Origin of the sequence: Erythrobacter litoralis (assembly GCF_029760855.1) — a bacterium.
GTDB lineage: Bacteria > Pseudomonadota > Alphaproteobacteria > Sphingomonadales > Sphingomonadaceae > Qipengyuania > Qipengyuania litoralis_A.
Genome location: NZ_SOSI01000001.1, coordinates 179685 through 191770 on the forward strand (window position 1 = coordinate 179685; position 12086 = coordinate 191770).

At 57.1% G+C, this 12086-nt stretch carries 11 protein-coding genes and 1 tRNA gene; 6 read left to right on the forward strand and 6 right to left on the reverse strand.

The window, feature by feature from the left end; all coding sequences use genetic code 11:
* Positions 1-18: 18 nt before the first annotated feature.
* From E3U23_RS00755 to E3U23_RS00770, 4 genes are read left to right on the forward strand one after another with little or no spacing between them, the layout of a single operon-like run.
* Positions 19-1515, forward strand: coding sequence for a TolC family protein (locus tag E3U23_RS00755; protein WP_279349257.1), 1497 nt, complete (start codon positions 19-21; stop codon positions 1513-1515).
* Positions 1516-1518: 3 nt separating this feature from the next.
* Positions 1519-2460: an efflux RND transporter periplasmic adaptor subunit gene (locus E3U23_RS00760; RefSeq protein WP_279349258.1), complete on the forward strand. Its 942-nt coding sequence runs from the start codon at positions 1519-1521 to the stop codon at positions 2458-2460.
* Positions 2461-2464: 4 nt separating this feature from the next.
* Positions 2465-3853, forward strand: coding sequence for an efflux RND transporter periplasmic adaptor subunit (locus E3U23_RS00765; protein WP_279349259.1), 1389 nt, complete (start codon positions 2465-2467; stop codon positions 3851-3853).
* Positions 3850-6009, forward strand: coding sequence for an HlyD family efflux transporter periplasmic adaptor subunit (locus E3U23_RS00770; RefSeq protein ID WP_279349260.1), 2160 nt, complete (start codon positions 3850-3852; stop codon positions 6007-6009). Before E3U23_RS00765 ends, E3U23_RS00770 begins: the two co-directional genes overlap by 4 nt.
* 97 nt (positions 6010-6106) lie before the next feature.
* Here the strand turns inward: E3U23_RS00770 and E3U23_RS00775 are convergent, their stop codons facing one another.
* The 3 genes from E3U23_RS00775 to E3U23_RS00785 all read right to left on the reverse strand — a co-directional run bounded on the left by E3U23_RS00775 (position 6107) and on the right by E3U23_RS00785 (position 7615).
* On the reverse strand, positions 6107-6544 hold the full coding sequence (locus E3U23_RS00775; protein WP_279349261.1) for a hypothetical protein: 438 nt from the start codon (positions 6542-6544) through the stop codon (positions 6107-6109).
* 16 nt (positions 6545-6560) lie between these two features.
* A complete protein-coding gene (locus E3U23_RS00780; RefSeq protein ID WP_279349262.1) occupies positions 6561-6875 on the reverse strand; it encodes a hypothetical protein in 315 nt (104 codons plus the stop codon).
* A 182-nt stretch (positions 6876-7057) separates the two neighbouring features.
* Complete coding sequence (locus E3U23_RS00785; protein ID WP_279349263.1) at positions 7058-7615, reverse strand: hypothetical protein; 558 nt, start codon at positions 7613-7615, stop codon at positions 7058-7060.
* A 230-nt stretch (positions 7616-7845) separates the two neighbouring features.
* On the opposite strand from E3U23_RS00785, the gene E3U23_RS00790 reads away from it, so the two are divergent.
* Positions 7846-9567, forward strand: coding sequence for a hypothetical protein (locus tag E3U23_RS00790; protein ID WP_279349264.1), 1722 nt, complete (start codon positions 7846-7848; stop codon positions 9565-9567).
* A gap of 63 nt (positions 9568-9630) precedes the next feature.
* Here the strand turns inward: E3U23_RS00790 and E3U23_RS00795 are convergent, their stop codons facing one another.
* A complete protein-coding gene (locus E3U23_RS00795; RefSeq protein WP_279349265.1) occupies positions 9631-10371 on the reverse strand; it encodes a tyrosine-type recombinase/integrase in 741 nt (246 codons plus the stop codon).
* Between the two features lie 159 nt (positions 10372-10530).
* Positions 10531-10620: transfer RNA gene (locus tag E3U23_RS00800), tRNA-Ser, on the reverse strand.
* Positions 10621-10781: 161 nt separating this feature from the next.
* Here E3U23_RS00800 and hspQ point away from each other — a divergent pair.
* Positions 10782-11162 (forward strand): heat shock protein HspQ, encoded by a 381-nt coding sequence (gene hspQ / locus E3U23_RS00805; RefSeq protein ID WP_279349266.1) that lies wholly within the window; start codon positions 10782-10784, stop codon positions 11160-11162.
* 4 nt (positions 11163-11166) lie between these two features.
* On the opposite strand, the gene E3U23_RS00810 is transcribed toward hspQ, so the two are convergent.
* Positions 11167-12069 carry an ABC transporter permease gene (locus E3U23_RS00810; protein WP_279349267.1) on the reverse strand — a complete coding sequence of 301 codons (903 nt, stop codon included), beginning with the start codon at positions 12067-12069 and terminating at the stop codon, positions 11167-11169.
* Between the last annotated feature and the right edge of the window lie 17 nt (positions 12070-12086).

The window sequence follows — 12086 nt, forward strand, 5'->3', positions numbered from 1 at the left end:
ACAATCAAGAGAGTACTCATGATCAGGAAAATTGCATTGGCGGCCGTTTCGACGATGGCCCTGGGGGCCTGTACCACAGTGCCGAAGCCCTTCACCGCGACCGAGCTGAATTCGACGGCCGAGCGTAACTTCACGCGCCTCGATATCGACCAGGAGCCGGTCACGGCACCGATCGACCTATACGAAGCCATGGCGCGGGCCCTGAAGTACAATCTCGATTACAAGGTCGAGATGATGGAGATCGCTCTTCGCGACCGCGAGCTCGATGTGCAGCGTTACGACATGCTGCCGCAGCTTGTCGCCAGCGCGGGTTATGCCGGACGGAACAATTTCGCCGGCGCGAGCTCGCTCTCGCTCATTACGCGGCGCCAGTCGCTTGAGCCTTCGACCTCGCAAGAGCGCGACCTTTTTACGGCGGACCTTACCCTGAGCTGGGACGTTCTCGACTTTGGTCTGTCCTACGTACGTTCGAAGCAGGGCGCCGACGAAGTCCTGATCGCGCAGGAGCGCCGCCGCAAGGTTGCGAACCGCGTTATCGAGGATGTCCGCTCGGCTTATTGGCGCGCCGTCAGTGCCGAACGCCTACTGACCAAGCTGCTGGAACTCGAAAGTTCGGTCACGACCACGCTAGACAATTCGGAACGCCTGGCCGAGCGCCGCCTGTCCGCTCCGCTGACTGCCCTGACCTACCAGCGCGAATTGCTGGAGATCCAGTCGCAGATACGCAAATTGCAGCGCGAACTGGTGGTCGCGAAGGCGCAACTCGCCGCACTGATGAACTTGCGACCCGGCACGCAGTTTTCGCTGGTCCTGCCCGATCGCGCGCAGGAACTGCCCGAAGTCAAGTACGCCGGAGAAGACATGATGATGACGGCCTTGCTGAACCGTCCGGAACTTCGCGAAGTGAGCTATCGGCAGAGAATAAACTCGCGCGAACTCGATGTTGCTCTTCTGTCCGCCCTCCCCAGCTTCCGGGGCATCCTCGGCGTCAATGTCGATTCCAACGACTTCCTGTTCAACAACGACTGGGTAAATTACGGGGCTCGCGCGAGCTGGAACGTGCTCAACCTTTTCCGCCTGCCAGCCCAAAGAAAAGCAGTCGAAGCGCAGGACGCCTTGCTGGAGCAGCGCGAGCTTGCCCTCACGATGGCCGTAATGACGCAGGTGCACGTGGCCCGCGCACGCTTCGGGCACCTCAGCACGGAACTGCAGACCGCTAGTCGCCAGATGCAGGTACAGGACAGGATCCTCAACCAGATCCGTTCGGGGCACCGTGCCGGAGCGATGAGCCGGCAGACGCTCTTGCGTGAGGAAATGAACACGCTGGTCTCAGAGGTCAAATACGACATTGCCTATGCCGAGGCCCAGAATGCCTACGCGAACCTCTTCGCCTCGATGGGGATCGATGAATTCAGCCCGGACGTGACCGGACGTGAAGACGTGAGCACGCTGCGCGCGTCGCTCGAGGAAATGTGGCAGGACCGCGAACAAGCCGTCCGTCTTTCAGGATCTTGAACCATGACCGAAGAAACTTCGAAAGCGCAGGTCGAAATGCAAAACGCAAAACCCAATCGCAAATACTGGCTGGCCGGCGGTGTCGCCGTTCTCGCCGTGGTTCCCGGAGCCTTCTGGTTCGCGAATGCCGCAGAACCGGAATGGTCGACCAATCAATCCGCAAGGGTCGTGGATAGCCCGGCCGAACCAGTCCGCGTAGCCGAAGCGAACGCACCGGAACCGGTCGCTGCGCTGGAAGCGCGCGGGGTCGTCGCCGCCGCGAACGAGTCCACCATCGCATCGCGCGTCACCGCACGAATCAGTGCCATGCCGTTCGAGGAAGGCCGGAGTTTCCGGCGTGGCGCCCTACTCGCGAAATTCGACTGTTCGACCATCCGGGCCGAGCTGACCGCCGCGCGCGCGGCGACCACCGCATATCGCAAGACCTATGAAACCAATGTCGAACTCGACACCTACGAAGCGGTCGGCAAGAACGAGGTTCAGGTCTCGCACGCCAATCTGGGGCGCGCACAGGCCGAAGCCAATGCCATCGCAGCCCAATTGAACGATTGTGCGGTCTATGCGCCGTTCTCGGGAACGGTGGTCGAGGCTGTCGCCAATCCGGGCGAAGTCGCCGCCAGTGGGCAGCCCCTGATGCGCATACAGAGCGGCGGACAGCTGGAAGCCGAACTGATCGTTCCGAGCAACTGGCTCACCTGGCTGAAACCTGGTGCGACGTTCCACTTCCTGATCGACGAGACCGGAGCAACAATAACAGGAACGGCGAAACGCCTCGGTGCTTCCGTCGACCCGGTAAGCAAGACGATCCGCGTCACGGCAGATATCGATCCCGGCGATGCCATGGTCTTGCCCGGAATGAGTGGCACCGCAACCTTTGCGCAGCCCGATGGGAAACCGAGGACTGCGAAACTGGCGCCCGCCGAGAAACCGGAAAGCGAAGCGTAAGGCCATGGCCACCACGCAGCCTGAACTTGTAAGCGAGGGCGGCCGGGTCACGGCCGTCAAGCCGCTGCCGGCCGGCGGCGATGCGGCCAGGCTCGCCGCATTGTTGCAGTTCGAAGCCGAATTGCGGCGGCAATCTTCCGTGAACGAGCTGCAATACTTCCTGGCAAACGAGCTACGCCCGATCCTTCCTTATGAACAGATCTTCGTGCTTCGTCGTGCGACCTTTACAGAAGGGCTGCGGATCGAATGCGCATCGTCCATGGCGAACGTCGACCGCAATGCGCCGCTGGTTCATGCCCTGGAGCAATCCGTTGAACATCTCATCGCCGCGCACGGTCCCGAAAAGGCGCGCAGCTTCGTGGCAGGAAGTCTGCATTCCGACGAGGCGTTTGATGATTATCCCTTCACGAATCTCCATTGGCAGCCGTTGGTCGATAGAGACCAAGTGGTTTTCGGAGGCCTTTTGATCGCGCGTGAAGAGCCCATGCGCGAAGCGGAGGCTGCACGTCTCGTCCGCGTTGCCGAGACGGCTTCGCATAGCTGGCTTGCGTTGACACGGAACCAGCCCGTTCGCAGTCTTCCAAAGCTGGACACGAGGAAGAAGCGGTGGATTGCCGGCGGTCTTGCCGTTGTCCTGCTTTTCCCCGTGCGGTTGAGCGCCCTGGCGCCTGCCGAGATCGTCGCCGAACGCCCCTTTGTTATCGCCGCTCCGTTCAACGGCCGAGTTGCATCGATCGAAGTTCCGCCCAACTCGCCAGTGAAGAAGGGGCAATTGCTGATCAAGTTCGACGACGTTCGTCTCGCGAACGATCTCGAACTGGCCAGAGAACAGTTGGAAGTCGCACGCTCGCGCCTCGAACGGTCGACCAGTACCGCGTTCGGCGGCGAGGATGAAACGTCCAACATGGCGATTTTACAGGCCGAGCTGGAAGTCGCACAAGCCGAATTCGACTATGCTTCGCAGCTCGCGGATCAGGCAGGCATCGTAGCTCCTGTGGATGGGATGGCGCTCTTCAGCGATCGGCGCGACTGGGAAGGACGGGCCGTCAATGTCGGCGAACCGATCATGCAGGTCGTCGATCCCGGCCAAACGACGATACGAATCGATCTCCCGGCAGCTGAACAGATGTCGCTCCACGAGGGGGACAGCATCAAGATGTGGCTGGATTCACAACCCCTCTGGGCAATCGATGGTGAACTACAGACCGCCAGCTTCCAAGCCCGGCAAACGCCAGCAGGCACGCTGGCGTTCGCGCTCAACGCAACGATTACATCGGGTGAACCACGCATCGGATCGCGCGGCACGGCGAAGGTATATGGCCGTTGGGTGCCGCTGGTCTATTCCGTCCTGCGTCGACCGATGTCCGCCATGCGACAATTTGTGGGCATATGACCGCTGCAGCAATCCCAATCGAATTGCCAGAGCTCGCGAAGACGCCGCGCATTCCTGCACTCCGTCAAGAATTACGGATTGAGCGCGGCGCGCCTCTGGTAAGCGGAGCCCCAAGTTGGGTCCTGTTCGATCCCGTACGTCATACTTATTATCAGCTGGGCAAAATCGAATATATTGTCCTGTCCTTCTGGGCCACCGGAAGGCTGCCGGACATCGTCGGTGCGTTGCGTGACCGCGGCTTGAGCAAGGAAGAAACCGATCAGGCGTTTCATTCGGTCGTGGAGTTCGCATCGACCAATGGCCTGACGGTATCTCCTTCGGGGCAGGATTGCGTATCGGCTTTCATGGAGCAACGCGCGCGTGGCCAGAAGGCTGCGTGGCGCTGGATGCTGGACAATTATCTCTTCCTGCGCGTCCCTCTGTTCAAGCCGGCCAAATTCCTGTCCCGGACAGCTGATTTTGTCGCACCGCTGTGGTCTCCCCGGGTACTGGTCTTCTTCGCATTCCTCGGGCTTTTCGGCCTTTTCCTAGTGTCCCGCCAATGGGATGCCTTCGTCGCATCGTTCCTGTATTTTTTCACGTGGCAAGGCTTGATCGCTTACGGGCTCGGCTTGTTCTTCGTGAAGATCCTGCATGAGCTGGGGCATGCGTATACTGCCACGCGCTACGGATGCCGGGTCCCGACGATGGGGGTCAGCTTTCTGGTGATGATGCCCGTTCTCTACACTGACACCACCGCGGCTTGGAAACTAACCTCCCGCAGGAAGCGGCTTGCCATCGATTGCGCAGGCGTCGCCGCCGAACTCATTGTCGCGACTATCGCCACACTTTTGTGGGTCATCCTTCCCGATGGCACCCTCCGCAGCGTGGCCTTCATTTTGGCAACGACGAGCTGGATCATGAGTCTTGCTGTGAACCTCAATCCCTTCATGCGGTTCGACGGCTATTACGTGCTGACCGACCTGCTGAATGTGCCGAACCTGCAATCGAGGGCCTTTGCACTGGCCCGGTGGAAACTACGCGAACTGCTTTTCCGTTTGGGAGAACGCCCACCAGAAGACGTTCCGCGGCGTTTGCAGCGCGGCATGATCGCCTATGCGTTTGCCACTTGGACATATCGCCTGTTCCTGTTCGTGGCGATCGCGGTTCTCGTCCACACACTCTTCTTCCAGCCTCTGGGTCTTATTCTCGCGGGCATCGAACTCATCGTATTTATCGGCCGACCTGTCTTCAGCGAACTGTCCGTCTGGTTCGAAAACCGCGACCGGATACTGCGCGATAAGCGAAGCAAGGTATGGCTCTGGATAGGAGGCACACTGCTGGTTGCGGCTTTCATCCCGTTCGACCGGCACGTTTCGGGTTACGCGGTTTTGACCCCGGTCGGGACATCACCGATCGTTTCGGGAGAACCGGCCCGCGTCGTAAGGGTGATGGCCGGCAATGGCCAGTTCGTGGAACGCGGCGCGCCGATCGTCGAACTCGAGGCTCCCGAACTGAACGCGCAAGCCGCATCGGCCAAGGTCCGTATAGCGCAGCTGGAAATGCAGCTTGGCCGCAGCGCTGCCGACACCCGGGATCGATCAAACCGCGGTATTATAGAGCGCGAGCTGCAGCTTGAGAAGGAGGCTCTCGCCGGTCTCGAACGGCGCGCAAGCGGACTCATTCTCACCGCACCGACTGCAGGAATTGTATCGGACCTGAGTCCCGAAATACATGCCGGACGCTGGATTTCTGGCGAAGAAGTAATCGCACAAGTTGTTACGCCCGCCGACTACGATGTTCATGCCTATATCGAGGAAGACGAAATGTGGCGGATCGAACCCGCGTCCCTAGGTACGTTCGTTGCGGCCGATGCAGGTGGCCCTGCTCGCCGGGCCAAACTGGTAGAAACGTCATCCGCCGCAATAGAGCGGCTCGAGCAACCCATTCTTGCCTCGGTAAACGGAGGACCGATCGCCGTTGATCGGAGCGGCGATGCGCTTACCCCACGCAAAGCTTATTACCGGGTGCGCCTGATAGCCGAACGCGGCGAGCTCAGCCGCGAAGGCGGGCAGATCCAGACCACTCCGGGCACTGTACAAATCGAAACCGAGGGCCGCTCGTTCGCCCAGTGGTTCGTAAAGGCTTTGGTACAGGCTATTCGAGCAATTATATAGTTATTTGAAGACGCGACCCACCCTCTATGTGCGAGGTGGATGGAAATTTTAATTTGTCTAAACCTCGAAACTATTGGGAGAGTTCGAGTTCGTATAATTAGCCGTCCACCGTCACCTGAAAGGTAAAAGTATTTACCGAGCCTCCGGGGGCGCTGTCTAATGCAAGCTCGATATCCTTCGTGTCCACCATTCCGGCATCGTCATCCGCTGCATCGCTTAATTGCTCACCGTTCAGCGCTAAGGACCCGGTAACATACGTGGTGCCCGCCGGAAGAGGGTTGGATATGCGAAGGTCGTGAACAGTCTCTGGACCTCGCACTGAGATTACGACTGTATGCACCACACGCGCCCCCGGGATTGTAAAAGAACCGAACGGCCCATTTACCTCATGGCTTCGCGTCACATTTACCGGGGCAAGAGCCTGCGATGACTGTTTGTTCGCGGCTTGAATTGGTTTCAAATCTTCGGCTCGCAACTCAATGCTATGGCATGAAACCAATAGACCAATAGCGAAAATTTTAGGATAGATTGGCATTACTGCCTCCCTCAATCTAATATTCAGTTTCCTCGGTACGTATCGTCGTACGAAAAGTTTTTCGCCAATTCTCGTTTTCAGGATATGCAACCGGATTTTCGAGCGGGTGATGTTCGAGGCCCACCACTCGAAGCTTCTTAAACTCGCCATCATGGTAGAGGACTATTGTATCACCCCGAAGTGGCGTCAGCTGAAACGTAAATAACCCGAGGTCTCTTTCAGAAAATGAGCCATTCCGATGACCTTCGGTTTTCACACGGAAATCCCCGCCGGTGTTGCCACTCATATCAGCTTGCAAACCTGGCGTAGGACGTTGAATTTGGGCAAACATTGTTCGGTGCCTGCGTCGATTAAATCATGGCGAGTATGCGTTCGCATTCCAAAAGATGCGCCTGGTCGGACGTTCTTGAGGAACTGGAGCATCGTGCAATGTCCGAACGACATACCGAACCTATCGCCGAAATTTCGGCTGCGGACATAGAGAGTATGTCTACGTAGTTGAGTGGTCTCATTTCACTTACCCTCCAGAATGGCAGCCATGTTTTCGATTTTCAGTGATCTTGGCAGACTGAAACCGGTCTTGTTTCCCGAACTCCATCTCGCAGTCAGACTTTCCAGTGAGTGCTTGCCGATCTGCACTGTCGCCAGGACGCCGCGCCGCAGGCTAGCAGTCGAAACAACGCAGACACCACGCTGGGCGAGATTGACAAGTTCACCCTCATAGCGCCGTCCGTCGGCAAAGACGCTGACCGGCGCTTCGCCTTTAAAACGGACGGATCGATAGGTTTTGGTCGAACTAGAAATGGAATTTAGTTCATCGACGTTCTCAATTCCAATTCGGTTGCAGTGGCTCCAAATGACCTTGCCCATACGAAATTGCTCATCAGCCCATCGATATTGGATTGCCTCTCCAATCCCAAAACGCTGATTGGTTTCAAGCCCTGCACCAAAGCTGGAAATATCCCGCAGCAGCGCTGGTTTTTCCCGGCCATCGACCAAAAGACATGCTGGCTTGTAGATACGATGGAGGCGATCCAGCTGTCGCCTCTCCTGGGAATAGTGTCGATCCATGCTGCCCTCTCATCTGCGAAAAGTTGCTCCACTCGGTGGGAGCCGTCGATGAAGTGCATTGTGTGACGAAGACTGTGCCACCGACAGAGTTTTGCAGTATCTGTAACGTTACAGGAGACGCAACCGCTTGAATCCTCGGTTCAAATTAGTTAGGGCCCTCAATCTTGAATGGGGAGATTTAACGGCAAAGAAACGCTTTCGTGGGCGTTTCTAACGGGGAAAGCCGGGGCATGAACCGGGACGAAGCAATTAGAAGAGAGATGAACTCCGTTTTGGATTCACCTCAATTTTCTCGTTCGCGTGTTTCCAGCGGCTTGCTGAGATACCTCGTCGATTTCGAACTGAAACAAAGGGGCGAACCTTCTCAGACCGATATTGCGCTGGAATTTTTGGGAAAGGATGCTGCTAATTTCGACGCGGCAGATAGCAGCGTACGCGTAGCTATGTCGCGCTTACGCAAGTCACTTAAAGACTATTACCTCGTCCATCAGCCGCAAGCCGAGATGTGCATTCATTTCCGCAGCGGCGAGTATCGATTGCGTTTCGCTAAGTTGGCTCTGGCTTACCCTGACCTCAACGCCTTTCGAGCGGGAACCGATCCGAAGACCAAAGGTGAACCCCAAGACCCGTCGACTTCGACCCGGCGCCCTCCACCAAAAGCTGTCGATGTCGACGAACAATCGCGAACGAATGCGCAGAGAAGGTACCCTTTACCCACCCAAACTAACGGGGAGGCACCCATAACAGGTAAAGCATTCCCTGCCTTCCTGAAAACCGGTTTGCTCATTTTTTGCGCCGCATCTTTAGCAGCGCTGGCTGCCTTCGGTCTGCGGTCCAATCAGAGTGAGCGTCAAAACGCTGTTGGAGATAAAGGAGCGGAACCGCCATCGATCTATGCATCGATATCTGCGCTGGGAGTAGGCGAAGGTTCTGTTCCGGCATCGTATGAGAAGGAGTTGATTTACGATGTAAAGACATTGCTCCGAAAATCTATGATTAGCAGAATGAATACCATATCGCCAAAAAGTGCAGATTACGTCCTGACATTGACTGTGAGGACTGCATCCAACGATAGTTTGGTTGGGCAATTGATGTTAATCTCCGACACAGAGGAAGTGATATTCGAAAGGCGAATTGGTCCTGTTTCCGATTTTGCAGAATTTAAGCTTATAGTAGAGGATCAGATACTTAGCGTGATTTCGCCGGTGGGCTACCTAGCCGACGATCTTCTTACACGGTTGGATGACAAACCTCGCAACAGCTTCGAATGCTTTCTTTCTGTCGAGGCAAATCGTCTTATCGGCGATGATGGAGCGGCCTTTTTGGAAAGTTGCATCGAACAATTCCCGAAAGGCGACTATACAAGCTACTTACAGGCACGACAAGCGTTCGCGCGCGCCCGTTCGGTGTTGTCTGGCGGGGGGAAAGTAGCTCCATCGGACGAGGCGTGGCGCTCGATCTCTACGATCCTCCGTAAAGAACCACAGAATCCTTATGCAAACGCTGTTGCAGCAAAACTTCTTATCGCTTCAGGCAAATGCAGCGAAGCTGCGGCTTATGCTACTGATGCGTTCTCACGAGGTCGCACATATCCTACCCTCGAATTATCTGTAATTATCGATGCTTACGGCTGCGACGCTGTATCGCAATTTCGACCTTACTGGAACGAAAGGATTAGGAGTATCGCGCTAGCGAACCCGAGCCCTGACCCACTCTTATCGTCCTACTTAATTCTGGGATTGATCGCGAGCAATCAAAGAGAACTACTGGGCAACCAAAGATCGAGTCTTTTCGAAGCATATGAGGAGTCGCCGATCAGGACTTTCCGGGACAGCTTGCTAAGGGTCGCAGAGAGAAAAGGTACAAACGATGATCGGAAGAAAGTTCGTGAACAATTGTCGGACTTAATTTTTTCGGTAGAGACGAGAAATTACATCAGCTCCAAGTTCTGATGGAAATCCAGCATTTTGCCTTCATTCTTCCTCTTTCTCGAACTCAACAAAGACTGCCGCTAACTAAGTACGGCCCGGACGCTGTGCGGTGAGCGCCAGCAGGCGCGCAGCGAAGCGGTTTACCGGCGAAGCGCCGGCACGGTCGATATCGCCCATCATCGTGCGGATCGCATCGACATTGATAAGGGCAGGATATCGCCTGGCCGGCGGCAGCGGTAAGAGCGCGTCGTTGATGTCGGTGGCCGGGTTTTCGAGACCGGCGCCTTCGGCGTTGGCGTAGCGGTAGATCGTCGCCACGCGCTGCTTAATCCGCCGCGCTGTCTCGATCGCACCGCGCTTCTCGACCTTGCGCAGGACCGAGAGCAGCAGCGGCTTGTCGATCTCGGCCAGCGGCATCGTGCCCAGATGCGGAAAGACGTCGCGCTTGAGGCTAGTAATGACATCGCCGGCATGCACCAGCTTCCAGCGCGCGACCTGCAGGACATGCCACTCGCGGGCCACCTCCTCGAACGATTTTACCGCATCGCTTCGGCCTATGAGACGACTACGCTTGACGCTGTGCCGGGGGTCACGGCCATCCCGCAAGATTTTCTTCGCCTCATCGCGTTTCTCGCGAGCATCGGCGAGCGACACTTCGGGGTATGCGCCCAAGGTCAGCAAACGCTCCTTGCTTTCGAAGCGATGTTTGTACCGCCAGCTTTTGTGGCCGCTCGCAGATACATGAAGATGCAGTCCGCGGCTGTCGGTCAATTTGTAAGCTTTGTCTCGCGAAGCAGCCGCGCGCACGGCCTTATCCGTCAGCATCCAATACCCCCATGCGGTTTGGTTCGTTACCCCCAGAATACCCCGACATGCTTTTGGCTAGGGGTAGATCGAACTGGAGTGAATAGGAGCCGCAAACCGCAGATTTGCAACGGTTTGAGTATATATTCGAAAGGAATTGGAAACCCTGAAAAGGGCAATTGGCGGAGAGGGTGGGATTCGAACCCACGGTACTGTTGCCAGTACACCGCATTTCGAGTGCGGCGCATTCGACCTCTCTGCCACCTCTCCGCATGTTGGGTGCGCTTGTCGGGCCGAGGGCCCCGGTCGAAGCGAGCGCGCCGACTAGCTTACGCGCGGAGCCTTGCCAACCTTTTTTGCGCAGGCAGGATGGGGACAGTCTTTACGGAACGCTTGTGCTATGCGGCTTGTATCCCATATTCATGAAGAACATGGACAAAACCACGTATTTTTCCGCCCAGGCCGGTCGCACTATCGAAGTCCCGCGCCATCTCGAAACGCGTTTCGCGATCGGCGATATCGTACGGCATAAGGCGTTCGATTTTCGCGGCGTGATCTTCGATGTCGATCCTGTCTTCGCCAATAGCGAAGAGTGGTATTCTTCCATTCCCGAGGAAATCCGGCCCGATCGCGACCAGCCGTTCTACCACCTTCTCGCCGAAAGCGACGAGAACGATTACGTGGCCTATGTCAGCCAGCAGAACCTGATCGAGGATTCGCGCGCCGGCCCGATTTCGCATCCGGATGTGCATGACTATTTCGAGGTGTTCGAAAATGGTCGCTACCGGATGCGCCGCAAGCTGACGCATTGATCGCTCAACTGCGTATTTTCCAGCCTGATTTGAGCACGCGGTAAACGAGGTAGGCGAAAGCGGCATTCGCGATTCCCAAACCGATCGCACTGTGAATAACGGCCTGATTGGTGTTCCCGATGTCGCTTTCGCCGAGGAAGCCGAAGCGGAAACCCGAGATCACGTAGAAAAACGGGTTCACCCGACTGATCGCCTGGAACAGAGGCGCGAGATTGTCGATCACGTAGAACGTGCCAGACAGGAGACTCAACGGGGCAATAACGAAATTGGTGATCGCGGCGTTATGATCGAACTTCTCCGCCCAGATCGATGCGAGCAAGCCCATCAGGGATAGCATGATCGCGCCCATCAGGCCGAACCAGGCGACCGCCCACGGATGCGCGAGCGACAGGTCGACGCCGGGATAGAACGCCATCGCGATTGCGACTGCGAAGCCTACCATGACGGCCCGCGTGACGGCCGCGGCGGTAATGCCCGCCATCAATTCGCCGTCCGAGAGGGGCGGCATCAGCAGATCAATGATCGTCCCCTGGATCTTGCCTGCGAGCAGGGAGAAGCTCGAATTGGCGAAGGCGTTCTGCATCATGCCCATCACGATCAGGCCGGGCGCAACGAAGGTCGCGAAGTTGACCCCGAGAATTTCGCGGTCGGAGCGTCCCAACGCGACGGTGAATATCACGAGGAACAGGAGGGTCGTGACCGCAGGGGCCCAGATCGTCTGCGTCTGGACCTTTAAAAACCGGCGGACCTCCTTTACATACAAACTCCATAGCCCGACGCGATTGATCCCGGTGATGACCGGTTGCCCTTGCGGGGGGAACCTTGGCGTTCTTCCGGTGTCGTCTCGCGTGAAGGCGCCGTCGCTCGGTTCGGGTGTGGGCGCGGCGGGTTGGACTTGATCGGCCATGGCGGCGCGCCTAGGGC